The 25,214-nt window shown below is 38.5% G+C and carries 25 protein-coding genes and 2 pseudogenes; 18 read left to right on the top strand and 9 right to left on the bottom strand.

Features of this window, described 5'->3' with window-relative positions; translation table 11 throughout:
* A complete protein-coding gene (locus tag AC04Q4_RS03440) occupies nt 1-1,314 on the top strand; it encodes a COG1361 family protein (protein ID WP_476388498.1) in 1,314 nt (437 codons plus the stop codon).
* The gene (locus tag AC04Q4_RS03435; protein WP_476388497.1) at nt 1,311-2,018 is read left to right on the top strand and encodes a hypothetical protein; all 708 of its coding nucleotides are present in this window, start codon (nt 1,311-1,313) and stop codon (nt 2,016-2,018) included. The genes AC04Q4_RS03440 and AC04Q4_RS03435 overlap by 4 nt, the downstream gene beginning before the upstream one ends.
* 215 nt (nt 2,019-2,233) lie before the next feature.
* Here the strand turns inward: AC04Q4_RS03435 and AC04Q4_RS03430 are convergent, their stop codons facing one another.
* The 3 genes from AC04Q4_RS03430 to AC04Q4_RS03420 all read right to left on the bottom strand — a co-directional run bounded on the left by AC04Q4_RS03430 (nt 2,234) and on the right by AC04Q4_RS03420 (nt 5,070).
* Nucleotides 2,234-2,863 (bottom strand): hypothetical protein, encoded by a 630-nt coding sequence (locus AC04Q4_RS03430; protein WP_476388496.1) that lies wholly within the window; start codon nt 2,861-2,863, stop codon nt 2,234-2,236.
* A gap of 97 nt (nt 2,864-2,960) precedes the next feature.
* Entirely contained in the window at nt 2,961-4,421 is a 1,461-nt protein-coding gene (locus AC04Q4_RS03425; RefSeq protein WP_476388495.1) for an ATP-binding protein, read from the bottom strand.
* Nucleotides 4,405-5,070, bottom strand: coding sequence for a winged helix-turn-helix domain-containing protein (locus AC04Q4_RS03420; RefSeq protein WP_476388494.1), 666 nt, complete (start codon nt 5,068-5,070; stop codon nt 4,405-4,407). Before AC04Q4_RS03420 ends, AC04Q4_RS03425 begins: the two co-directional genes overlap by 17 nt.
* A 201-nt stretch (nt 5,071-5,271) precedes the next feature.
* On the opposite strand from AC04Q4_RS03420, the gene AC04Q4_RS03415 reads away from it, so the two are divergent.
* The 6 genes from AC04Q4_RS03415 (at nt 5,272) to AC04Q4_RS03390 (ending at nt 11,146) form a co-directional block, all read left to right on the top strand.
* Nucleotides 5,272-5,487 carry a hypothetical protein gene (locus AC04Q4_RS03415; protein ID WP_476388493.1) on the top strand — a complete coding sequence of 72 codons (216 nt, stop codon included), beginning with the start codon at nt 5,272-5,274 and terminating at the stop codon, nt 5,485-5,487.
* A gap of 521 nt (nt 5,488-6,008) precedes the next feature.
* Nucleotides 6,009-6,986 (top strand): M20/M25/M40 family metallo-hydrolase, encoded by a 978-nt coding sequence (locus AC04Q4_RS03410; protein ID WP_476388492.1) that lies wholly within the window; start codon nt 6,009-6,011, stop codon nt 6,984-6,986.
* Between the two features lie 140 nt (nt 6,987-7,126).
* Complete coding sequence (locus AC04Q4_RS03405) at nt 7,127-7,501, top strand: hypothetical protein (protein ID WP_015524968.1); 375 nt, start codon at nt 7,127-7,129, stop codon at nt 7,499-7,501.
* A 465-nt stretch (nt 7,502-7,966) separates the two neighbouring features.
* Entirely contained in the window at nt 7,967-8,869 is a 903-nt protein-coding gene (locus AC04Q4_RS03400; RefSeq protein ID WP_476388491.1) for a hypothetical protein, read from the top strand.
* Between the two features lie 132 nt (nt 8,870-9,001).
* Nucleotides 9,002-9,391 (top strand): BlaI/MecI/CopY family transcriptional regulator, encoded by a 390-nt coding sequence (locus AC04Q4_RS03395; RefSeq protein WP_059085781.1) that lies wholly within the window; start codon nt 9,002-9,004, stop codon nt 9,389-9,391.
* Between the two features lie 6 nt (nt 9,392-9,397).
* Complete coding sequence (locus tag AC04Q4_RS03390; RefSeq protein ID WP_476388490.1) at nt 9,398-11,146, top strand: M56 family metallopeptidase; 1,749 nt, start codon at nt 9,398-9,400, stop codon at nt 11,144-11,146.
* 54 nt (nt 11,147-11,200) lie between these two features.
* On the opposite strand, the pseudogene AC04Q4_RS03385 reads toward AC04Q4_RS03390, so the two are convergent.
* The 4 genes and pseudogenes from AC04Q4_RS03385 to AC04Q4_RS03370 all read right to left on the bottom strand — a co-directional run.
* Nucleotides 11,201-11,643, bottom strand: a pseudogene (locus AC04Q4_RS03385) (ATP-binding protein); the annotation flags it as partial.
* Nucleotides 11,644-11,646: 3 nt separating this feature from the next.
* Nucleotides 11,647-12,945 (bottom strand): GHKL domain-containing protein, encoded by a 1,299-nt coding sequence (locus tag AC04Q4_RS03380; protein ID WP_476388489.1) that lies wholly within the window; start codon nt 12,943-12,945, stop codon nt 11,647-11,649.
* 6 nt (nt 12,946-12,951) lie between these two features.
* Nucleotides 12,952-13,660: pseudogene (locus AC04Q4_RS03375) on the bottom strand (LytR/AlgR family response regulator transcription factor).
* A 90-nt stretch (nt 13,661-13,750) separates the two neighbouring features.
* Nucleotides 13,751-14,077 (bottom strand): helix-turn-helix domain-containing protein, encoded by a 327-nt coding sequence (locus AC04Q4_RS03370; protein WP_173738957.1) that lies wholly within the window; start codon nt 14,075-14,077, stop codon nt 13,751-13,753.
* A gap of 469 nt (nt 14,078-14,546) precedes the next feature.
* Between AC04Q4_RS03370 and AC04Q4_RS03365 the strand changes: the two genes are divergently transcribed.
* The 4 genes from AC04Q4_RS03365 to AC04Q4_RS03350 are packed head-to-tail and all read left to right on the top strand — an operon-like array spanning nt 14,547 to nt 17,977.
* A complete protein-coding gene (locus AC04Q4_RS03365) occupies nt 14,547-15,674 on the top strand; it encodes a hypothetical protein (protein WP_173738956.1) in 1,128 nt (375 codons plus the stop codon).
* Nucleotides 15,671-16,465: a hypothetical protein gene (locus tag AC04Q4_RS03360; RefSeq protein ID WP_118626499.1), complete on the top strand. Its 795-nt coding sequence runs from the start codon at nt 15,671-15,673 to the stop codon at nt 16,463-16,465. Before AC04Q4_RS03365 ends, AC04Q4_RS03360 begins: the two co-directional genes overlap by 4 nt.
* Nucleotides 16,449-17,330 carry a hypothetical protein gene (locus AC04Q4_RS03355; protein WP_144093008.1) on the top strand — a complete coding sequence of 294 codons (882 nt, stop codon included), beginning with the start codon at nt 16,449-16,451 and terminating at the stop codon, nt 17,328-17,330. Before AC04Q4_RS03360 ends, AC04Q4_RS03355 begins: the two co-directional genes overlap by 17 nt.
* Nucleotides 17,312-17,977: an ATP-binding cassette domain-containing protein gene (locus AC04Q4_RS03350; RefSeq protein WP_117996835.1), complete on the top strand. Its 666-nt coding sequence runs from the start codon at nt 17,312-17,314 to the stop codon at nt 17,975-17,977. Before AC04Q4_RS03355 ends, AC04Q4_RS03350 begins: the two co-directional genes overlap by 19 nt.
* Before the next feature lie 17 nt (nt 17,978-17,994).
* Here AC04Q4_RS03350 and AC04Q4_RS03345 read toward each other — a convergent pair whose 3' ends face one another.
* Both AC04Q4_RS03345 and AC04Q4_RS03340 read right to left on the bottom strand, forming a co-directional pair.
* Complete coding sequence (locus AC04Q4_RS03345; protein ID WP_173738954.1) at nt 17,995-18,279, bottom strand: hypothetical protein; 285 nt, start codon at nt 18,277-18,279, stop codon at nt 17,995-17,997.
* The gene (locus AC04Q4_RS03340; RefSeq protein ID WP_334297461.1) at nt 18,276-18,398 is read right to left on the bottom strand and encodes an RNA polymerase sigma factor; all 123 of its coding nucleotides are present in this window, start codon (nt 18,396-18,398) and stop codon (nt 18,276-18,278) included. Before AC04Q4_RS03340 ends, AC04Q4_RS03345 begins: the two co-directional genes overlap by 4 nt.
* 415 nt (nt 18,399-18,813) lie before the next feature.
* Here AC04Q4_RS03340 and AC04Q4_RS03335 point away from each other — a divergent pair, with 415 nt between their 5' ends.
* The 6 genes from AC04Q4_RS03335 (at nt 18,814) to AC04Q4_RS03310 (ending at nt 25,205) form a co-directional block, all read left to right on the top strand.
* Entirely contained in the window at nt 18,814-19,920 is a 1,107-nt protein-coding gene (locus tag AC04Q4_RS03335; RefSeq protein WP_173738953.1) for an RNA-guided endonuclease TnpB family protein, read from the top strand.
* A 337-nt stretch (nt 19,921-20,257) separates the two neighbouring features.
* Nucleotides 20,258-20,746, top strand: a complete 489-nt coding sequence (locus AC04Q4_RS03330) for a sigma-70 family RNA polymerase sigma factor (RefSeq protein WP_476388488.1) — start codon at nt 20,258-20,260, stop codon at nt 20,744-20,746.
* 11 nt (nt 20,747-20,757) lie between these two features.
* Nucleotides 20,758-22,188: a hypothetical protein gene (locus AC04Q4_RS03325; protein ID WP_243251682.1), complete on the top strand. Its 1,431-nt coding sequence runs from the start codon at nt 20,758-20,760 to the stop codon at nt 22,186-22,188.
* A 455-nt stretch (nt 22,189-22,643) separates the two neighbouring features.
* A complete protein-coding gene (locus AC04Q4_RS03320) occupies nt 22,644-23,336 on the top strand; it encodes a response regulator transcription factor (RefSeq protein WP_118624598.1) in 693 nt (230 codons plus the stop codon).
* A complete protein-coding gene (locus tag AC04Q4_RS03315; RefSeq protein WP_118624600.1) occupies nt 23,333-24,364 on the top strand; it encodes a sensor histidine kinase in 1,032 nt (343 codons plus the stop codon). Before AC04Q4_RS03320 ends, AC04Q4_RS03315 begins: the two co-directional genes overlap by 4 nt.
* A gap of 175 nt (nt 24,365-24,539) precedes the next feature.
* Nucleotides 24,540-25,205: an ABC transporter ATP-binding protein gene (locus tag AC04Q4_RS03310; protein ID WP_118624602.1), complete on the top strand. Its 666-nt coding sequence runs from the start codon at nt 24,540-24,542 to the stop codon at nt 25,203-25,205.
* The last annotated feature ends 9 nt before the right edge of the window (nt 25,206-25,214 follow it).

Genomic DNA, 25,214 nt, shown 5'->3' with positions numbered 1-25,214 from the left:
ATGAGAAATTTATTTGTAAAAACGGCATTAGTATTGTGTACGACAATAATATTTCTTCCGGCTACCGTTTTTGCCACAGAGCCTCAAAACACGGAGATTACATCTGCTGAAGAAGGATTTACGGACTCAGATCCGTCCGTATCTTATGAGAATGACAACTCGTTAACCCTTGATGAAAAAGAGGATGATTCTACGAGTACCGAACCTCCGAGTACCGAACCTCCGGCAGAGGATGAAAAGACTCCTGATAAAGCTGATAGCGATAAAGAAAATCCGGATCCGGATATTTTTACATCAGGAGATGACTTTGGTGATGGTTCTAAATCGAATCCTTTTCATGTTGTAATAGACAGTGATAATCCGGAGGACGGTGACGCCCCGCAGATAACAGATCCGGTTATAGACAACGGAGGGTACTCGGGCGGTGAGGGAGGAGGTAATTCAACATCAGACTCATCAAGTGAAAAAATATTACATAAACCGCAGGTATTATTAGAAGACAGCAATCTTTCGGGTCAACGACTGGAGGCTGGTTCTACAACAGAAATGTCGCTGACATTTCGAAATAAAAGCCGCAGTCAAAATATATTTGGTTTAAAAATTTCCCTTTCTACAGAGAACAAAGGAATTGAATTTGAGAAAAACTCTTTTTATGTACAAGTCCTGGCTCCTGGTGAAGCAATTACTTTGGAACAGATGATTAGTATAACAGAAAACTGTGATCCTGGCCAGGCTGTCATTACTTTTTCTCTGGATTATGAAGATTCGAAAGCAACGGCAACTACCGGTACAGAATTACTGTCTTTTCAGATCATCCAACCGGTTCGTGTTAAGCTGGAAGCTTCAGATATTCCATCTGTTTTATACACTATGGATACAGTAGAGATCCCGGTAAAAGCAATGAATCTAGGAAGAGACAAAATATACAATGCAAGTGTCAGCTTAAAGGCTGATGAATTAAGCTCAAACGATACTGCATTCTTAGGGACCATAGAGGCCGGAGATTTATCCCAAGGAAGTCTTCGCATATATGTAAAAGGAAAAACAGGAAAATGTGCAGGCCAATTAATTCTTACGTATGAGGATGCAGATGGCAAATCATATGAGGAAGAAATAAAATTTGATTCTGAAATCAAAGAAACCCAGATAAAGTTTTTAAAGGTTGAAGATGACCAGGAGAAAACCAATAACTGGTGGTATTCCATAGTTGCAGTTGTTGCAGTACTGCTTATTTCCATAATCCTGATTCTGTTCAGAAAGCTTCATAAGAAAAATATCCTTCTTGAAGAAGCGAGAAAGGCGGTTTCTCATTGAAAAGAAAAAAAATAGACAGCTTTACCTTATTTGTCATACTTCTGCTGGCATTGATACTTACATTATTAGGAATGCTGCTGGCAGGCATGAGAGAAGAAAAACGGCAATTTACTGTGTTGCTCCCACTTGGAGATCTGGCTTATGATGAAGATTTTTTGCAGAAAGCGAAGAAGATAAAAGGTATAAAAGAAATCTGGCCAGTCATAGAAGTCCCGGTTGTCATCAAAATTGAAGATTATACGGAAACAACGACTTTTTCAGGAATTAATATGAATGCGTTTGGAAAAAATCCAACTCAGAATGAACTGGGGAAGATGCCGTTGTTATTGCTGGGAAATGGTTCCCTACGGGATATGAAAGACTATAATAATCATGCCATTTCAAAAAAACAACAGGAAAAATTTTTAGAGATGGGTGAAAACCTAAATATTTTTTATTCCCTGGGTGAAAAAGAGAAGGAAACTTCCAAAGCCACGGATGATCTTACCACTTCATCCGGCAATTCCGCAAGAGAACCGCAGACCTCATATATGCCCTGTAAAGCCGCTGTAGTAATAGAAGGCAACGAAATCTACATACCCATTTCCCAGGCACAGGATCTCTGCAGAGAAATAGGAGAGCCTTCTGAAATCAGTAAAGTATATCTAAAAATAAATGGAAAAAATAACCTGGAGAACGCAAAGAAAATACTTTCAGGAATTTAACATAATATATAGCAATTCGGCGATCGCCTTCGAAATGGCCTGGCGTCGGGTGTCCGGTTCTTCAAATTTTTCTGTTGCCCGGGCAGTTCTTGCTTTTTGCCCGTTTGGTACAGTGGCTCTGAAAATCAATGCCGCTGCTTTAAATGGGCGTATCAATTTGTCTGCTGTACGACGGCTTTTTTCTTTTGCCGTCGTGCGGCAGAATGGTTTGGTTATTATTGGTGAACGGCGTCCGCTTCTTCTTGTGTGAGCTGACCATTTTTAACTGCATCAGAAATGGCTTTGTCTAATTCCTCAACTGTGGAATAATCTCCAATGTGTACTGTTTTTCCATTATCTTTTGTTACATCAACAACTACATCTTCAGTAGGTGGAATCATGGAGTAGGTATCGCCGTCACCGTTGTCTTTGGAATACAATACTCCTTTTTTGATACTTTCCAGAGTTCCTTTATAGCTGTCCATCATAGCAGCTACGCTTTCCTGTGTAAATTCATGGAATACGCCTTCCCCATCATACCAACCATCTCCGGTTCCAATCAAAGATTCCATTTCTTTTTTCTGTTCGTTCATCCACGCCTCATATTCATCAGCTGTCCACCACTGCACATCCGGTGCTGCATTGTTCTTCTCATAATCTGCCTCATCGACCCAATTTTTACCGTCAACGCTGATTTGTCCACCGTCTGTATCTTGATAGAGAATATCTGTGCTGGATGTGTTTCCCGTTTCGGATGTTGAAACCTTTGGTGTGTCCGAAGCCAATGCGCTTGCATAAGTAACCCCTGCAATGCTTAAACAGATTGCTCCGCACAAGCCTATTGCCAAAATTTTTTTGTTCTTCATAGATAAGACCTCGCTTTATAAGAATTATAGCTGCCCTCTTGAGGACAGCTATAATATAACAAAGCAACTTGGATATAATTTGCAAGGATTATGGATTTTAGATGGAGTTGTCTATCGGCTGCCTGCAAGGCAATTCAAACCAAAACAGTACACCATTATTTGTATTTGAAATGCCGTACTTTGCTTGGTGCATTTCCATGATTTTGCCAACAATATAAAGCCCTAATCCGCTTCCGCCGAAATTACGGTTACGAGATGTATCTGCTCGGTAGAAAGCTTCAAACAAATGTGGAATAGAATCGTCAGGCACACGGACACCTGTGTTTTCAATTTCACCACGAATTGTACCATGCGTTTCGGACAAAGATATACGAATCAGTTCACCACTTGGAGAATAGTGAGTTGCGTTTACCAATATATTTTGAATCGTCCGTTCCATCTGTGCTTGTTCCACTTCACAATAAAGACGGGTAGGAATATTTGCTTCAAGGCACTGTTCCTTTTCTTCCAATAAATCTGTTACAGTGGCAATCTGTACCCGAAATATTTCCGCAAAATTAATGGTTTTATATTCGGATTTTTGAGTTCCCTCTGCTTTAGAAACATACAGCAGCTCTTTTACCAACTTTTCCATCCTATCAACAACGGCCAGGGAACGCTCCATGTACTCTATATGGTTTTCATAACCGCAGACTCCGTTCAGCATTCCCGCCAAATGTCCTTTCAAGATGGTTAGTGGTGTTTTCAGTTCATGGGATGCTGCCGAGAAAAAGTCTACCCGCTGTCTTTCTAACTCCTGTTCCTTTTCAATATCTGTTTTGAGCTGTTGGTTGGCAGTTTGAAGATCGTTCAATGCAGTGGATAGCGAAGCAGATAATGAATTTAGATTTTGCGCCAAACACCCTAATTCATCTTCTCGTCCTGTACCACATTGACCGGAAAAATCCAATTCTGCCATTTGCTTTGAAATCTTGCTCAGTTGCACAATAGGTCTAGTGATATACCGTGTATAGAGCCATGCACAAAGGAGCGAAAGCAGAAAGACCATTAGGATAACATACGGAAGAATAGACAGCAATACCTTTGTTGCCTGCTGTACAACGAACAAATCTGTTTGAACTGCCAACGCATAAGCAGTGCCGTTTTTTAACGTGAACGGGTAAAAATTTGTCGTGGTTTCCCCAGACGGTTGCATATCTATGAACGATTCATCTTCATCGAATGTAACTGTGCAATCTGCCGAAGTAGTAGAGGTTTCCATTGATGCCTCGGCGGGATATATCATACGACCGTTACTATCCTCAATCCAAAAAGCGGCATTTGTTTCCTTTGAAAAATTAGATATATCATTTTCACAATCAGATATATTGTCAAAAGCTGTCATTTGCTCAACAAGGTGCATAGCGGCTTTCTCTGTGGACGCATTTATCAAATTGGAGTATGTCGCAGGTAACAGCTTTGAAATGAAAAAATATGTTCCGCCGCAAGCCGCACCCAGTAGAAAAAATGTAATTATAAAAATCTTAACGGATAAACGTTGCTTAATGTACTTTGTCAATTCTGTATCCCACTCCTCTGATTGTTTTTATATAGTCAGCATTTAATTTTTTGCGAATGTTCTTTATGTGACTGTCAACGATCCGATCTTCGACATCCAAATCGTCCGCCCACAATCGGTCAAGCAGCATTTGCCGAGTAAAGACCTTTCCCTGATTTTCAAGCATAAGCCTAAGAAGCGCAAACTCTTTACTGGTTAAAACAACCTCGTTTCCGCCTTGATATACATGGAATCCGTCAACGTCCATACTCAGCTCTTTATAAGTAAGCAGGGATTGATTTTGATTTTCCACAGTCCTACGGCGAAGAATAGCCGCAATCTTGCACAGCAGGATTTTGGGCGAAAAGGGCTTTGGAACGTAATCGTCAATCTGCTGTTCAAAACCCCGCAACTGGTTTTCTTCATCCGAAAGCGCAGTAAGCATAATAATAGGGACTTGTGACCGCTTACGAATGACCTCACATACACCATAACCGTCGATTTTAGGGAGCATGATGTCTAACAGCACAAGGTCGATGGTATCCCCAAACATTGCAATGCCCGCCACACCGTCAGAAGCAACAGCGACTTCATATCCCGCATCAATCAGATGGTTCTTTAATATATCCTGAATGTCAATATCGTCCTCAACAATTAAAATCTTCTGCATTGTTCCACCTCCAATTTTTCAAATATAGCAGAGAAATATGTATCTATTATGGAGTCTCAAATTTTATCCGCGTTTATTTTAACGCCATTCTTTCAATCTATCAATGTTGTCATCGGGTATGTAGAATAAAATACTACTAAAACATAAAACTGCGTATCGTCCTCATAATCAAACCTGAATACCTTTTACCAAATCGTCACCTTGCTGGACATTTCCGTAGACAAGTTCTTTTATCCTGACAGGCAGAACAGCGAAAGTTACTGCTGCCAGCACATTGATGTCCTTTTAAACTCTAATGAAAAAGAATTTGTCGTGATAGAAGCCACAGCCGAGGGCATTAAGAAAGCCAGAGAAACGGAGGTTCCAGGAAAATCTACATACCCATTTTCCAGGCACAGGATCTCTGCAGAGAAATAGGAGAGCCTTCTGAAATCAGTAAAGTATATCTAAAAATAAATGGAAAAAATAACCTGGAGAACGCAAAGAAAATACTTTCAGGAATTTAACATAATATATAGCAAGAAGTCTCCTTCCTTTACAGATGTGCAATGAATTGTAAAAGTACTGTACGAACGCTGTAAAAGCAAAAAAGAACACTTGGTTGGTGATGCAGTTCATGGTATAATAGTATCAGTTGATAACATAAATGATAAAAAAGCTAATTTTGTTAAAAAAGGATCACAATGTACATTTGAATATCAGATTTACTGCTTTTTGATCATGTGGTTGTAATGTTCCGTGCATAGCCCAGAATGGAACTAAGTAAATTTATCAATGTCTGTTCCTTTTTCAAAATCTGAGATTTAAATGGCAGAAGTATATCACATGATAATGCTTATGGTATGGAAAAAAGCTTTCGTTGTAGCCTATGGTTCTGCATGGAAAGTTATTGGATAAAAGATACTGATTAATACTTGGTAAAATGAGGAAGCTCACAAATGAAAAAAATTACAATTGCCTTAATTATGGTTATATCATTAATAGCACCAATTCAGACAATGGCGGAGAGTGTTACCCAGACCGGTACAATAATAGAGCCTTTGGAACAGAATATTGAACAGATCATCGATGAAATCACTTCTGAACCGCGTCCAATAAATTCTGATGCAATACAGAATGTAAAAGAATATATTAGTGAATATTTTGGCAATCTGGGATATGACAAAATAGAATACCAGAAATTCGAATATAACGATGAAAACAATGAGAATGCAATAAGGCATTCCTCGCAGGCGGATGTGTTTCTGGCATCAACAGCCGAGAATGCAATTGTTGACGGCATTGGTGAAAATATCATTGTGACAAAAAACTCATCTATTGATACTACAAAAAATCTGATCATAAGTGCCCATTATGACAGTGCAGAAGATTCGGTGGGCGCCAATGATAACGGTTCCGGAGTGGCAGCAGTGCTTGAACTGGCAAGGATTTTAAAAGATACAGAGATACCGTATAATATAAAATTCATCCTGTTCTCGGGCGAAGAGAAATATATGCTGGGTTCAAGATGGTATGTTGGTAAGCTGACGGAGGACGAGCGGAAACAGATTATCGGAGTAATAAATATTGATACTATTGCAGAAAAAAGTGATCTGGGTTATATGGCTATGATCGAAGGAAACAAAAGACCAGACAATGCGGAATATGATGATGAGGGATTGAAAAAACTGGCAGAATTAAATAAAAACAGTATGTCAGAACTATTTACACCCAGTGACAGATTTTTCCTGACAATGGCAACCAACAGTGACCATTATCCGTTTGCATTAGTGAATATCCCGGCAGTATCTATTGTCCAGGACTGGCAAGATGGTTTGAACGTGAATGATAGTTCTGATGTAAAAGAAAATATGGATATACAGAGAATTGTGGAAGTGATTGATCAGGTTATGGAAGTACTTCCAACGATCAATTAAATTTATATCAAAAATCTCCCACTAATGGTAGTGCCAGATAAAAAACATTGTAGAAGTCAGTAATATTAATATTTTTCATGGTGCTAGCACGGTGTGAAGTCGAAATAATCAAATACTGACAGAGACTAGGAGGTGGAATAATGAAAAAATGGATCGTGATGCTGGCGGTACTTGTTATGTTCTGTCTGGCAGGATGCGGGGAAAAGCCGATGACAGCAGTGTATTTTCATACAGATGATAACAGCTGGTATTTTGCGGATCTGGACACGGACACGATTTTCTCCGGAACGATACCGGATAAGCTTACGGATGAGAATGGAAAGAAGCTGACAGAGGAAGATATGACAGACGGAGATGTTTACCTAATCTATGGAGATGGTATCATGCTGGAAAGCTTCCCGGGACAGTATCCGGGAATCACAAAGATGGTACGGAAAGAACAGGGCAATCAGGAAAAGGCCGATCATTACCGGAAGGAGCTGCTTTCCATGATGCGTCCGGTGACTGGAGAGTGATAAAATAAAGCTTTTTTAGAAAAATATTAAAAGAAAATATATATCCATTTCTTCTATATTTTGATAAACTATATATTAAGACCACTGAGAAGAATAAATTTTAATTTTCAGGTCTTTCTGGATGGACAGGAACAATAATGGTCTATCCGGGAGGGCCTTTTTTTATTGCAGGAATGGCGTAAAATGGTACTTTTGATGGAAATATGATTGCAGAAAAATGAAAAAAGAAATGTTAGTTCTGACTATCATGTCCAGTATGCCTCAAATCATTTGGAGAAGGCGAAGGACGTGTTTATGAAAGTGATGAAGATCCTCTGGATTTATATAGCCCAGTGGAAGGAAAAATAGAAATTAAACTGAGATGATAAAAAAATATTAAAAAAAGAATTGACAATTGTATTCTACAGTTGTAGAATACAATTAACTTCTACAGATGTAGAAAATAAAATTCTAGGAGAATCCACGATGAAGACAAAATTTATGACATTTATGACGGTAGCAACACTTGGGATTTTTTCAGCTGCAACGGTTATGGCAGCAGGAAATAACGATTTCTATACACAGCCGCCGGCTGGATCTGAATGGGAAAAAGCAGATACGGAAGGTACCTATGCAAGCTATACGAACGGAAATGATTATGTAAATATCTATAAATATTCACTGGAGGATGTCAAAACAGGGATTGCCAAATGCAATGACACATACGATGCCTGCTATCAGACAATTTATTCAGAGGGAAACAGCCTGTATATGGCAGTGGGATATGCAAAAGATGCAGATGACATCAGTGACGTCAGAAAATTTGTAGAATATATTTCGTATCCTGGAAATCCTTCACTTACCAGACAGGAGAATGAAAACCAGACCGATGATTCTTCTGATGATTCTGATAAGGCAACTACAGATACTGCCAGTCAGAAGTCAGGAGGAGATTCAGATTCCTCCGATACAGAAGAAAATGCTTCTGCAAAATCCTCGGACAGCAATGATGATTCCGATATCCTTTCTACCTCACCAATGACATTAGTTGACAGTGATGGAAATACCATTGAGATTAATTACATTCTTCACAAAGATTATTCTTGTGAATATCGTGGAGATGATGGAATGAACTATACCGATAATGGGGATGAGACTTATACCGACGAAAATGGAAATACCTACTCAGCTCTGAATGATGATACTCATCATCTGGGACATACGTTGGAACAGCATGACCTTCAGGATGCAAACGGTAATACTGTGACGGTTACGGAAACTACAAATGGTGATTATTATTTCCAGGACGAAAATGGTACAGGATTTACGGACAACGGAGACGGGACATGGAGTGATGAAAATGGCAGCAGTTATACAGAAATAGACTGATAGTGGTCAGTAGCTGCAGGAATGGCAAGGGCATTTGCAAATTGTGCAAAAGCCCTTGCCATTTCCGTGAACCGTGGTAAAATAGAGTTATTCCTACATTTGTAGAAAATATGTAACAGGAGGTATGAAAAAGTGAAAAAAACTTACCAGAGACTTCCGGAATCAGAGCTGGATATTATGCTCGTTCTTTGGAATAATACTCCGCCGATGACCAGACCGGAGATTGAGAAAGTGATCACTATGAAGAAAAAACTTGCATCAACAACAATTTTGTCATTGCTGACCAGATTGGAGAACAAAAATTTCGTGGAAGTGACGAAACAGGGAAAAATGAATCTGTATACACCCCTGGTTTCGCAGTCAGATTATCAGGCACATGAAAGCCAGAGTGTTCTTGAGAAACTTTATGGGAATTCACTAAAAAAGTTTGTAACTTCACTTTATCATGGAAAGAAGATCAGCTCAGAAGAAGTCCAGGATCTCAGTGAATTTCTTAAGAACCTGGAGGACAGGGAGGAATAGCGAATTATGGAGGTTTTCATTCTACACATTCTGAAACTGAATGTTATTGCAGCAGTAGTAATTTTACTGGTAAAAGTGCTTGCGACTCTGTTTAAAGGACGTGTATCAGCGAGATGGAAGTACCTTATCTGGCTGTTGATTACGATAAGCCTTTGTGTTCCGGTGCGCCTTCCGGCGAATCTGGCACTGGTGGATTTCAAAGTACTTAGAAGCAGTCAACAGAATACGCAAAGCCCGAAGATAACGGATTACGCAGTCAGACCAGAGGAAAGTCAGAAGATAACAGAAAACGTATCATCTGCGAGCAAAGACATGAAAAATCTGACAGAAATCCCGGAACAAAAGAGAACTGTCAGGTACGAATCAGATAAATGGCTGGGAATTGTGGCTGTGATTTTTGCTGCTGTCTGGCTGAGCGTAGCGGTACTTAAACTGACAGGAGAATTGCTGGCATATTATTTTTCTATAAGGAATCTGGAACGGATGAGTCTACAGGTAAGTGATACGGTGAGTATTCAGATGTACCGTGCAGCGTGTCAAAAGAAGCACGTACGCAGAATACCGGAACTCAGGCAAAACGCAGGTCTTACCACACCGCTTCTTGCAGGACTTTTACATACAAAATTGTATCTACCAGCAACCGGGTATTCAGCAGAAGAAAGAAAACTTATCTTTTACCATGAACTTACACATTATTGCCATCGGGATCTCTGGTATAAGATGCTCCTTCGAATCTGTGCATCGATATACTGGTTCAATCCCTTTCTTCTTATCATGCTGAAAGAAGCGGATAAGGATATTGAAAATCTGTGTGATACAGCGGTTGTTCGCAGAGTTAATAAAAAGGAACATAAATTATATCGACAGCTGCTTCTCAGGACAGTGGCCATGGAAAATCAGATTCCATATGTGACAGCAAGTCTTAATGACAGCGAAATGGTGTTTAAAGATCGGATTCTGTATATGGTGAACATTCGGAAACTCCGCAAAGGAATTCTTCCGGGAATTCTTGTGACGCTGCTGCTTGCAGGCGGTAATCTGGTATTTAATGTCTCTGCCGGGACAGATACAGTTTCAGTAGAGACGGAGAAGTCTGGTATTGAAAAAAATGCAGATCCAGAGAAAAATAATGTACCGGATTATGCACCGTTTTCTGAAATGGTAACTATGCAGAAAGCTGCTGAAACACAGGACGAAGGAGGAGTGACAGAGAATACAGATACAGAGGATTCTGTAGACGAAGAGGAAAAAGCGGATGCGGAAACAAATGATGAACCTGCCATGGAAAACAGCGGACAGGTAAGTGAAACGACCGATGATGGAATTACCTCTGACAACAACGGGTCTGTTTCATCTTATGAAAATCTGCCAGCAGGCGTACCATATACCAGTGGATTCACTACTACTTCCGGTGTAGCATCAATTGTAGCACCGGGTGGAGGAGATGAAGAATCCAGAGTTCTTTACGATAACGGAGATGGGACCTATTCTGATGCTTATGGGAGCCGATACAGTTATCAGGGAGATGGAAACTGGGCAGATGCCAATGGAAATTCATATCGTACCTGGAATGACGAAGGTTATCATTTCGGAAACCAACTGGAACAGCATGAACTTCAGGGCAGTAACGGTACTGTTAATGTAATAGAAACAACAAACGGAGATTATTATTATTGTGACGCAGATGGGGTCGGATACACAGACAATGGTGACGGCACCTGGACGGATGAGAATGGGAACATCTATACAGAATAAACAAAGAAGCAGGACAATGGGGATGCTACCCAATGCCCTGCTCCTTTGTTTATTCAAGATGACCCTGAAATCTGTTGCTGTTGAGGAAAATTCAGGCTCATATGCCGCTGTATATCCAGGCAGCTTTTCGGTTTCACTGACGACTTTGCGTAGGCCACTTCCACGGCGTTCCATGTATTTTATGCGGTGGAACAGGTCAGCAATCACAGGGTTTTGTCGCATGGAACGGATACTGTAAATATCGTATTCCTTATCGTACAGCGCATCATCAAAGATAGAGCTTTTTTCCAAGCCATTCCACTGGGTACAGAACATACGGGAGTTATAAACCGTGTGCTGATCGGTCATGAGCTTTCCGCATTGGTCAAGAACCCATTTTTGTTAGCCAGACCGAAGAAGATATAATCGGATGGCTCAAAGCGGAGGCCAGTCCGTTCCAGATAGGCTGCTTCAAGAAGTATAAAGCTGTAATCCTTTTTTACCGCGTCTGTTGTTAGGATTTACTGTTTTAAGGTTATGATTGTATGGAAGGTACCTGAATCGTTATCATAATACATTTGCAAATTTCCGTGGTACTGTTTTACAACTTTTTTAATGCTTTTGATTCCGAAACCATGTCTGCCATTGTCTGATTTATGGGACACAGGAACTCCTTCCTGATTATACACAGGGGTATTTTGACAGGAATTGATGAGTATGATTATGACAAAGGGTGAATTTTCTTTTTTTTGTACTGTAAGCTCTATAAAAGAATCCGGGATATTTTCTGCAGATTCCATTGCATTCTCCAATAAGTTACAGAATAGAGATGTCAAATCGTGCTGATATATATATTGTACAGTACCGCTTCTGATGTCGGTATGGAAATGAATATGTTTGTCATTGCATTGGCGCTGATAGCGGCAAAGAATGGCATTCAGCATTTCATTGTCGCAGATATTTGTGGTTTCTCTTAAGTCAGAAGATTCCATAAGTTGTTGTATATAGGCATTTATTTTATCAGAATCATGTTTTTCGTTCAGTAATTTGATCGATTGAAGATGTTTCTTTATATCATGGATTAAAATGCTTTGGTTTTCGTTTTGTGCAAGCATCATTTCATAGTATTCAACAGAATCGGATTCTTTCTGGAGCAACAACTGCAAATCGGCATACTCCTGTGATTTTTTTTGGTTAAATTGGTTGATTCCAAATACAAGCAGGTTGACCATCAGCAGAAAAACTGCACAAATAGTCACTAGAAAATCAATAGGTGGAGCAAATGCGGATGTTTCACCAATAGAAAGAAGAGTAAATATAATAAAAATGGAGGAAACTGGAATTAACATCAAAAGAATTTCGGAGTGACCGTATTGTTCTTGATTTAATTTTTTTCCTTTGAACAGATGAATTAATAAATAGATGACTGCAAAAAAGAAAATCTTGCTAAAAACCGTATAAAAAACAAGTCCGGCATCTGTTTCTAAGAGAAAATGCGGAAAAAATCTTGATATAATCCCCAAAACTGCAATTTCAGATATACCCATAATTGCTGTAACTATAGCCGAATGGAAGAGTGCTAATAACAACTTGAGTTTAAACAACACATAAAGAAAAACAGTGTTAAACACAAAAAAGCTGACGACATTTAGTCCTGTTTGTTTGAGCAGGGAAAGAAGAAACAATATTGTATAAAGCGCACTCAATAATGCCAGCCTTATTTTACTGCCATAAGAGGAGGTAAAAAGGTTGGATGTGTATTGCCATAGTATAACTGCTTCTGTAAAAAAACTAAAAAGAAGTAAAACGATATGTTCCATTTATTTTTACCTCATACTTTCCAGATATAGTAGATAAGCATTTTTAAAGGAACTGTATTTTCTACGTGTCAGATAAGCTGTGATCTGTTGATTCGATAAATGTATGGCGGAATGATCAAAGTCCACAATATGTTCGAAATTAACAATAAAACTCCTATGTGTCTGGAAAAAACTGTTTTTGGGGAGTTGTTCCAGCCAATAAGCCATATTATGAATAGAATCAAAATCTTGCCGGGTAGTATGTACAATTACTTTTCGTCCCTGTGCTTCTATTGCAATAATCTGTGAAGCAGGAAATGAATATACTCCCTGCTTAGTTTCAACAGGAATTTTGGTAGTAATGGAATTGTAATATGCTAAGGCGTCTTTCATATTTCGGAAAAAACGCTGTCTTGTCCAAAGGTTTGGAAAGATAGCGGAATACATGAAAACGCATTGCTTCATCCAAATATTCGGAATATGAGGTCACCACAAAAATAATGACATTTTTGTTTGCTTTTTTTAATTCATTTCCTACATAAATTCCATTCATACCGGGCATTTCAATATCCAGAAAAACAATATCTTTTTCACCTTTATCAGATAATAAAGCTTCACCGCTGGTAAATGAAACTATTTCGGGAGATTTTAAATGATTTGATTCAAAGTAGGATTCAATATATTTTTGTAATTGTTCAATGAATAGAGTATCGTCATCACAAATTAAAATACGCATTTTTGTACCTGCCCTTATTAAAGATGTATATGTACATCTTATCATATGAAATTTCCAAATGCAAAAAATGCGTATGAAAAGACAAATTTATTACCATTTTGCTTCAGAACATGTCTTGTTGTTTCGTTTTACAAGCAGTTCAATAAAGTCTCCGGCAAGTTCTATGTCAGATTGGTTACATAATCGCAATTTATCAATAATATCCTGTGGAATATTATAAGCGTGCATACTGCCGAGCAGGAGGTAGTCAGGTGTAACGTTGAGTAGATTACAAATTTGGATGAAGACATCCAGATTTGGTTTTTGTCTTCCATTTTCGATTGATGACATATGATTATTGGATATATTTAATCTTTCAGCAAGCTCTGTCTGTTTTATTCGCAGTTCTTTTCTGCGGATTTTGATTCGGTTTCCCATATCTTCATATTGAAATTCTATTTATTCCACCTTCTTTCATTAAAATTTTACCAATAGAACCTAATAAAAAGAAGAAAGTAATAAAGAACTATTTGCATCACATTTAGTGAAATTGCTTTACACATAAAAAATTCTGTATCACATTCTGTCTATATAAACTGTTTTTCGGTTGGAATATTACTGACAGCAGGATTACAAGTACCTTGCATCGTTAAGAAAATATGTAAATTAACCAAAAAAGCACGATAAATGTTGTTTGGTGCAGAAAGGGTTGAAAACTTGAAAAAAATGAAGATAATGAGAATTGTCATTGATTTCATAACTGAGAAGTAAATTTTACGAACGTAAACATGGGAAAGGAGATCAGTATTATATATAGTAATGGCGTGTACACTGGCAATTTGTGCCATTTAAGCGCTTACAATAAGATATTTTAATTTATTTGAGATAGAAGAAAGAGTATGAGATTATGAAAGAATATAGATATTTAATTGCTTCTATAATTTGTCTAGGTACGGTAAGTATGGTGGGATGCTCTAAAAATGTAAATAGTATAGAAGAAAAATCAGAAATGACCATGGATGACGAAACAAATATAGAAGAAAACAGTATAACGGAGCAAGGTGACATTCAAGAAACAATTACAGAAAATTTGACTGTAAATACAAAAATAGAGATCCCCGGAAAAAGTTTTGCAACATATAATACAGAATATAAAAATTTTGATAATGAAAAAATTGTTGAGTTTTTATGGCCGGAAAGTAGTGAAGAAGAAATTCAGATTAATGAATATGATGGAGGTGCCTCAGAAATAACTTTTCAGGATGAAACAGTAGCATTAGGAGCAGGTGTTATGAAATATGATAAAAATGATGAAATAAAATATTTATCAAGTCTTGCATCCTATGCGGAAGAAAATGCTCTTCTTGAAAAAAAGAATTTATCATTTATGAAAGAGGAAGAGGCTATAAGCAATATAGAAGCATTCTTGTCGAGTTTGGAACTGGGTACAAGTTTAGGTGAAAGAGAAACTTTCGCATTGTCAAAAGAAGATATGCTTAGCATACAGAATGCTATGAAAAGTGATGAAGACTATAAAAGCTTTTATGAGTCTGGCAAATTTCAAGAGCAGATATTTGATGCAGATGACGAAATGTATTATATAAAATATTCATTTAGTTTGGATGGGGTACCAGTTTTTGGAGAAGGCGATCCTACAGTTCAAATGTCAGGAGGAGTGGAGCAACCGTTACTTGCGGATCCTATGGGTGCTACATTTTTATTTTCAAATTTGGGAATCTGTGAGATAAGATTAACTGGAATGGTAAATCAATTGAATATAGAAGCTGAAAATCAAGAAATAATACGATTTGATGGAATAAAAAAAGCATTAGTAAAAAAATTTGGAGATGTTATTTTATCTGATACGTATAACCTATCCAATATGTGGTTGGAATATTTTCCTAAAAGAAAAGAGGATTCTTTTGATAAAGTGGAATTGATTCCAGTGTGGTGTTGTAAGTTTGATATAAATGGTGATATCAATGTTGATTATGCACTTCGGTTTAATGCAATTACGGGAGAAGAAATATCATGAAAAAAGTATTTGCTGTTGAAATGAAACGTGCAATAAATATAGGATGGATCATAAGTATTTTAGGCGTTTGTTTTTCTATATGTTTTGATTCCTGGAATGATCTGATGAGAGCTTTAACATCGCATACGGGAAGCATACACTATTTTTTTTGGAATTCATCATGGGGAGGAGTTTGTCGCACTTACTTTTTGCCAATATTTGCCGCTATTCCTTTTGCCACAAGTTTTTGTAAGGAATATAAAAATCATTCTCTTTCATTTATTGTTTCAAGAGAAGGAAAAAAAAGATATTGTACAGTGAAATATGTAATTAATGCATTATGTGGTGGTGTTACAGTGGCGATTGGTACTGGAGTTCTATTGCTAGCACTTTCTTTTGTTTTGCCTATGGCAGATTCTACCTTTCAAGATGCAGTTGTTTCGGATAGATTCCACGCATGGATTGCATTATATCATCCGTTCGAATATGGAATGTTAGAGGTATGGTCGGGATTCTTGAGAGGTATATTATGGTCCAGCATTGCATTATGTGTCTCGGCTTATATATCGGATCCTTTTGTAGTGCTTGTATCACCTTACTTTGTTAGTTTTTTTATTGTTCAGGCATATCGTATGGGTAATGTTGTTGATAGGTATCGTTTGGATAAACTGTTGACAGGGAATGTAATTATTCAATCAAGCGTACATACTGTTTTAATATGTTCAATAGTTGTATTATTAATAGTGATTTTATTTGGAATTCTATTCCGAAGAACAGTTTTAAGGAGGTTGGAAGATGGTGTATTTTATTAAAGCACTTCGCATTTCAATCTATAATTTAAAAAAAACCATATCATCAATACGGGTACTAACAGTTTTACTTATTGTAGCAGGATTTATATTACAAAATTTAGAGGCTGTTTTGAATTTTAGTAATCTTGTTGGGGTAAGAATAACTCCATATGCATTTCCTCATTTAACTAATGATTATATTTGTCAACTTGTAATAATGGCAGGGGTAATTTTCATTTTTTCTAATGCGCCTTATGAAGATGATGGATATTTTTATATGCTATCACGTTCAGGAAAATTGTCGTGGGCATTAGGACAAATATTTTATAGTATTAGTATTTCGTTAATTTATATTTTATTTTTGTTGTTGGTTTCTGTGCTCCCACTGGTTGGGAATATGGACATAGGATGTGAGTGGGGGAAAATATGGGGAACACTGGCAAAAACAGATGCAGGTATACAGGTAGGGCTTTTGTTTAATGTTTCAGAATATATGGTTAGTCATTATAGTGCATTATTTGCTTTGATGATAAGCGTTATATTAGAGTGGTGCTGTGCAAGCTGGTTGGGATTGTTGATCTATTTATTGAATAAATTGACAAGTAAGGCAATAGGGACTTGTACGGGTGCTTTGTGTGTATTATTTGATATTTGTATTTCAAATGACTGGATGGCTTGGGCAAATCGTTTTTCTCCGATTACACTAGCGCAAATAAATACATATTCGGGTATTAATTTAAAATATCATATTACATTGAAATATGGTATCTTATTTTTTATTATAGGAATCTTGGTTTTGAGCATTTTATGTGTTTTAGTAAATTATAAAGAAAATACCGAAATTGGGTTGCAAAAGTTGGAGGTAAAATGGAGAAAGAAGCAATGATATCAATAGAAAATCTTAATAAACAGTTTAAGAATCAGTTAGTACTAAACAATATTAATGTGAAATTTTCAAATGGGCATATCTATGGAATTATTGGAAGAAATGGTTCTGGAAAAACAGTTTTACTAAAATGTATTTGTGGATTTTTAAAACCAACAACAGGTGTAATTTCTGTGAATCATAAAATTGTAGGAAAAGATATTGATTTCCCAGAAAACTTAGGTTTTATTATTGAGACACCTGGATTTTTGTTGAATTATTCTGGATATAAAAATCTTAAATATTTGGCTTCAATACGAGAAAAAATAGACAGTAACGAAATTAAAGAGTCTATGTCATTGGTTGGTTTGGATTCCGCAGACAAAAAACATGTGGGTAAATATTCGATGGGAATGAGACAACGATTAGGTATAGCACAGGCAATTATGGAAAAACCTGATATTCTGGTTTTGGATGAGCCAATGAATGCATTAGATAAAAATGGAGTTGAGGAAATGAGACGATTATTCTTGAAAATGAAATCAGAAGGAAAATTAATTCTGTTGACGAGTCATAATCGTGAGGACATTGAAATATTATGTGATGAAGTTTATGAAATGGAAGAAGGTATACTTAACAAATTAAAAGAGAATACAGTAAATGAGTAATATAATAATCTATGTGGTCAGGCTTGGCTATCAAAAAGTAATAGATATTTCTGTTGACTCATAGTATTGAAAAATGAAGGTATCTTGGATGAATTTAACCGTATCGTATTTGAAAGTATCGTGGAAACTGCAAGCGCACACGCAGCTGCCACTGCGGCAACTTTCGGAGCTGTCCATCGTTTTCTTCTTCGCAGATTCGCCACTTTATTATCTGCCAGCTGCTTTGCCACCTCATTTTGAATCATATTATGGATAAAATCCGGTGTTTCGGGAATATCGTTTTTCATATCTTCTAATCTCATATTGACACCTCCTGTAATTCCTGCCTTAATTTTCCTCTTGCCCTTGCAAGTCTATTTTGAACGGCATCTTCCGATATTTCAAGGATCTGGGCGATTTCTCTTACACTGAAATCTTCTATATAGTATAGAATAACAGATAAACGCAGTTCCTCTTTTGGAATTTATGGCTGTATACAATTCACTGTGATTCTTTGTTTTTTTCGATTCCTGTCTGTCAACCAGATTTTCCAATGGGATAAATTTACTGGATTTACGCACAAGGCTGTAACATTCGTTGATTAAGATACGGATTAACCAGGTCCGGGCATAGTTATCGTTTTTTAACAAAATGTAACAAGAATTCTCCTACCTCTTCAGGTAGTGAGATGAATTGTAGATCTGAGCATAAATGCTCATAAATACCCATAACTACTCAAAAAGATTTTGCAAAAAAGAAAACACTTGTTCTGGTGATTGGTTTGTATTATAATAGAAGAAGAACATATTGTTCAAAAAAACGATAATTGAATTCATTTACTTATACGTAGGAATAAGGTGAGGAAAATAAATCGGGCAGTAAAAATACGAATCTATCCCAATGCAGAACAACGTGTGCAAATAGAAAAAACAATCGGCTGCAGCCGGTTTATCTATAACTGTATGCTTGCGGATAAAATAGAACATTATAAAAAAGAAAAGAAGATGTTAAGGAACACACCAGCCAGTTACAAGAAAGAATATCCCTGGCTGAAAGAGGTGGATTCATTGGCGTTAGCAAATGTCCAGATGCATCTGGAAAGTGCATTCCATAAGTTTTTTCGTGAACCATCTGCAGGATTTCCGCGTTTCAAATCAAAGAAGTCATCAAGAAAATCTTATACAACAAACGTAGTGAATGGAAATATCTTTCTGAAAGGAAAATATTTGAAACTGCCTAAGATGTCGGCTGTCAGAATGAAGCTTCACCGTCCGATATCAGAAAAATGGAAATTGAAATCTGTGACAGTCAGCAGGGAGCCATCCGGAAATTATTTTGCCAGTCTTTTATTTTGCTGTGAAAACCAAACAGCAGAAAAAAGACCGGCAGAAAAATTTATCGGGATTGATTTTGCCATGCATGGGATGTGTGTGTTTTCTACCGGGGAAAGCGCCAAATACCCAATGTTCTATCGGAACACAGAGAAAAAGCTTGCACAGGAACAGCGGAAACTGTCCAGATGTCAGAAAGGCAGTCAGAATTATAAAAAACAGAAGAAACGAGTTGCACTGTGCCATGAAAAGGCCCGAAATCAGAGAAAAGACTTTCAGCATAAACTCAGTACCAGTCTTGCTGAGAGCTACGATGCAGTATGCGTGGAGGATCTGGATCTGAAGGGGATGGCAGGAGGACTTCATCTTGGAAAAGGCATATATGATAATGGATATGGCCGTTTTCTGTCTATGCTGGAATATAAACTGGAGGAAAGAGGAAAATATCTGATCAAAGTAGACCGTTATTTTGCATCCAGTAAGATTTGCAGTGCATGTGGAAAGAAAAAAGCAGAATTGTCTTTATCTGAAAGGATTTATTACTGTGAATGCGGAAACAGAATGGACCGTGATGTAAATGCAGCAGTTAACATCATGAATGAGGGAAAAAGAATCTTTGGAGAATGTGCATGACAGCACAATAAAAAAGTCCGTAACCGGACTTATAAAAATCGCGGGGCACGCGAGGATAGCTTGTAGATACTTGGTTCAGTAGAGCCATTGAGCAAGAAGCCTCCACTTCAAAATCAGAGATTTAAGTGGTGGGAGCATGTCACTGTACCGACGTTGGAAAAAGCCTTCACAATTGTATATGGGTAAGAAGTAAGACAGGTGTATAATGTCAACAGAGGGGAAAGATTTATTTCCTCTATTATAAAAAAATAAAGTTTATTTGGGGATATTTTGAAAAGCTGTACGTCTAATCTATGTAAATGAAAATTGCCGGCCGGCTAAAGAAGGTGGTGTTAAAGTGACCAAAGAAGAATTAGGGGCGTTGATTCTCAATTCAGAGAGACAATTGTATTCTACTGCCAAAACAATTTTAATTAACGATCAAGATTGTGCGGATGCTATTCAGGAAACGATTGTTAAGGCATTTTCAAAGATTGGAACTTTGAGGAATGACAAATATGCCAAGACTTGGTTGATTCGTATATTGATCAATGAGTGTTATACTCTTTTGAGAAAGTCGAGTAAACTTGTTTCTTTGGAAGGGATGAGTGAAATGACAGAAATTGAGACAGATCAGAAAACTGACTACAGTGACTTGTACAGAGCCATAAATTCTTTGAAAGAAGAATTACGAATGCCAGTTATTCTGTACTATATTGAGGATTTCAACATAAAAGAGATTGCGCAGATTCTTGAGATAACCGAGGGAGCAGTTCAAAAAAGACTTGCCAGAGCACGGGGAAAGCTTAAGCGTAATTTACAGGAAAGTGAGGAGTTGACAGTATGAGGTTAGAGGATATGAAAAAAAATATTCCTGAAACTCCGGAGTTCATCCACACGATGATCCAAAGCGAAGTGAAAAAACAGCTTCAGGACACGAAGGTGGTTAATATTCAGACAAGGAGAGTGAAAAAATGGACAGGTGCCAGAGTGGCTGCAGCAATAGCCGTATGTGTATTGGTTACATCGACCATAGTCTATGCAGGTACCAAATTATATCATATGTTTTTAGAAAAACAAGGAGCCTACAGTATTGTAACGGGAATTAAGGCGGATGGCAGCACAGGGAAAATTAATCTTCCTGAAAAAATTCATGATATAGATATCTCCGCAGGATATATTCCAGAAGGTATGGAATGGATTGATGAATTCCATCTGGAATATCCTGAGCATGATCGAACCGGAGGATTCAGCTTTGCATCTGTGCTTTTAGACGAGGATGATTTGAGCAAAGTAATGCAAGATAAGAATGTTGTTGACTGTGAGGAACGAACTTTTGGCAATTATGAAGGTGTATATCTTAAATATAATGACCTGGCAGAGGATGGATCTTTTAATCAAAGGATTTACCTTCTTCGTCCAGATGTATATCGTGTAATTACTGTTTATATCGGTGATGATGTTTCAAAAGAGGATGCCATTAAAGTGGTAGAAAACCTTGTGATCACTGAAAATGATACAATGATTGAAACCGCTGGTTTGTATACGTGGAGCGAAATGGTATCCCCTGAAGAATCATCGGGAGAAGCAGTGATGACTTCCATTGCAGATAATAAATTGCTAATGCATCAGATTGGTGAAGTGTTTGATATATCAGCATCTGGTGAAGACAGAGATGGCAACTATATTGAAAATGATAAAATTTCAGTTTGTGTTGATGCTGTTCAGGTGGAGGACAACCTGCAGCTGCTTGGTCAGAATAATGTGCCGGAAGAATGGACTGATGCAGTTGGAACTGATGGAAATTTAGTAAATAATACGCTGTCTTATATTAAGTCCGGTAATGGCATTGATTCAGTGGATGAGATTGTAAAAACAGAAAGTGTGAAACAAAAGCTCGTCTATGCGACAGTTACTTATACCAATAAGTCAGATGAAGAAATTAACCATATGCTTTATATTGGTACATTGCTGTTGATGGACCATGAAGATGGAGCATATCAAATTTACGATCCGACAGAACAGTCCGGAGATGACTACAATCGTGTTATATGGGATGGTGTTGCACGTACAGCTGAAATGACATACAACAGTATATCAGAGGATTATGGAAATGGAGGAAACTATATTTCTTCATTAAAACCTGGTGAGAGTATACAGGTGAATATGGCATGGATCGTAAATGAGAATGACTTGAATAATATGTATCTGAATCTTAACGGTGATGGAGCTGCATATGAGTTTTCAGATTCAATGTTAAAAACAGGATTGGTGGACATATATCAGTAATGAAAATCTTATTATAGAGAAGAGGCTGTCCGTAGTGGGCAGCTTCTTTTAGGATATATTCAATCACCCAGCTATATTTTGCAATTCCTCTTTTCCACAGAAAATGTCTTGCGTATTCATATAATTAGCTTAAATAATTCGCATTTTCTTTCTTGTAATCATTCAGCTGGCCATATATAATAAATGCCAAATTGATTTGCTGGAGGAAACTATAATGCTCGAATATATCTCTTCTCCAGAAGCGGCGAAAAAGTGGGGGTATCTCTGAGTGGCAAGTACAGAAGTTGTGCGAAGAAAACCGCATATCTGGCGCAGCAAGACTCAGCCGTATGTGGCTGATACCAAAGGATGCAGAAAAGCACGTTGATGGGCAACTGAAAATTAGCAAATCTACGGATATGTAACATTTCACGGACATTTGCCTGTTATACTGTAGATGCAAAGGAAGTGAGGATATGAAGCAAATTTTGATTGTTGAGGATGACAGCTTTTTGAATAAGATGCTGTCCTATAATCTGACAGCAGACGGTTACGGCGTGACTTCTGCCCTGAATTTCAGAACCGCTGCTGAAGCTATTCGTCAGCGGGAATTTGATTTGATACTGCTGGATGTCAATCTCCCCGATGGCAGCGGCTTTGAACTGTGCAAACTCGTAAAGCCTAACTGCCCGGATGCAATTGTGATTTTTTTGACTGCCAACGATCAAGAGAGCGACCAAATACGAGGATATGAAGTTGGTGCAGTAGATTATATTACAAAACCTTTTTTGGTAGGAACCTTGCAGAGGAAAATCAAAGCGATGTTTTCGTTGTTGGAACATCATAAGTCTGCAAAGGAAGTTTACGACGATGGGCGGCTATTCTTGGATTTCTCAGAGCATTCCGCTTCACTAAACGGCATCTCACTAACCCTGTCAGCAATGGAATTTAAGATGCTGAATCTGTTTCGCAGAAACCCAAAACAGGTATTGACGCGCAGACAGTTATTAGAAAAACTATGGGATATTGACGAGCGTTTTGTAGACGAACACACGCTGACAACTTCTGTGAGCAGAATCCGCAGCAAGATAGAATCCGATGGCGGTGCGCCCTACATCAAGACAATCTATGGTTTGGGGTATCAATGGACAGGAGGCGAAGCAAAGTGAAGCTGCAAGGTCTTTCAGTAAAGCGGTTATTTTTTTATGTGATAATAGGACTTATCCTCTCCATGACCGTGGCCGCTGCCATTTTATATTTTATAACAGAGCAAGCTGCGGTGTTAGTTGTCGGTGCTGTGCTGATTTTGTGCGCCCTTGCGTGGCTTCTTGCTTTGACACAAATATTGGGAAAGAAACTCGCTCTCTTTACCTCCGATCTGTGCGGGACCTTAGATCATATGATTGCCGGAAATAAAGGCATCTCTCTTTCCGAGGACAGTGAGACACAGCTTGCCAGAATTGGTCACAGGCTGGCAAGACTATATCAGATCATGCAGGAGGATCGTCGTCGGGTGGAAGAAGATCGGCAGGAATTGCAGTCACTTGTATCGGATATTTCCCATCAGGTGAAAACCCCCGTAAGCAATCTGAAAATAGCAACAGATACACTGTTGGAAAAGCCTATGGCTGAGGCAGAGCGCACGGACTTTATTCGTGGAATCCGTACACAGACAGATAAGCTGGATTTTCTTTTTCAGGCACTTGTGAAAACCTCCCGGTTGGAAACAGGCGTAATCCAGTTGGAGAAGAAAGTAAGCAACCTATATGACACAGTGGCGCAGGCCATGAGTGGAATCGTATATGCCGCAGAGAAAAAAGAGATTTCTGTGTCCGTAAACTGTCCGGAAGAATTGATGCTTTCCCATGACAACAAGTGGACGGTCGAAGCACTCTTTAATCTTTTGGATAACGCGGTGAAATACACATCGGTTGGCGGAAAAATCTCCGTATCAGTCGTACAATGGGAAATGTATGTGGAGATTAAAGTGGCTGATAATGGTAAAGGAATTTCTGAAAGCAATCAGGCAGCTATTTTTCGGCGCTTTTACCGCGAGGAAGAGGTACATATCAAGCCCGGCGTCGGCATAGGATTGTACCTTACCCGCGAGATCATAACGAGACAGGGTGGTTATATTAAGGTGGTTTCTGTGCCGGGAAATGGATCTGAGTTTTCCATCATGCTTCCCGCAAAATAGTATGTATGTGGTGGGTAGTCGCTTTTGGCTGCCTGCCATTTTTTGAAATGTCCGAGTGCTGTAACATTCCATCCTGATTTGCAGTGATACAAATTGACCGTTGTAACATTTCACGGACATTTAGGTTTTACAATATCCCCATTAAAAGGCGGGTAGCCTTGAAAGGAGTTTCTATATGAGCGTTTTACAGACAATTGACCTGAAAAAGTATTACGGCACAGAGCCAAACATTACCCGTGCTCTTGATGGCGTGAATTTTTCTGTAGGCGATGGCGAATTTGTTGCGGTGGTTGGAACCTCCGGCAGCGGCAAGTCCACGTTGCTTCACATGATGGGTGGACTGGATACGCCCACCAGTGGAACCGTGATCGTCCGCGGTGAGGAACTGGCAAAGAAGAATGACGAACAGCTCACTATTTTCCGTCGCCGCAACATCGGCTTTATCTTCCAGAACTATAACCTTGTTCCTATTCTGAATGTGTATGAGAACATCGTCCTGCCGGTGGAACTGGACGGGGACACGGTGGATCAGAAGTTTTTGGACGAGATCGTTCACCTGCTGGGACTGGAAGATAAGCTGAAAAATATGCCAAACAATCTTTCCGGCGGACAGCAGCAGCGTGTGGCGATTGCCCGCGCTCTGATTACCAAACCGGCTATCGTGCTGGCCGACGAGCCGACCGGCAACCTTGACAGTAAAACCAGCGCCGAGGTGCTGGGGCTTATCAAGCGCACCAGTGCGGAGTTCCGGCAAACTGTTGTGATGATTACCCACAACAACGACATTGCCCGCCTTGCAGATCGGATTGTCCGCATTGAGGACGGAAAGATTGTGGAGTAAGGAGGTGAC

The sequence above is a fragment of the Blautia sp. HA8986 genome (assembly GCF_056504635.1).
Note: the sequence above shows the minus strand (reverse complement) of the source record. Positions and strands in the feature narration are given on the sequence as shown.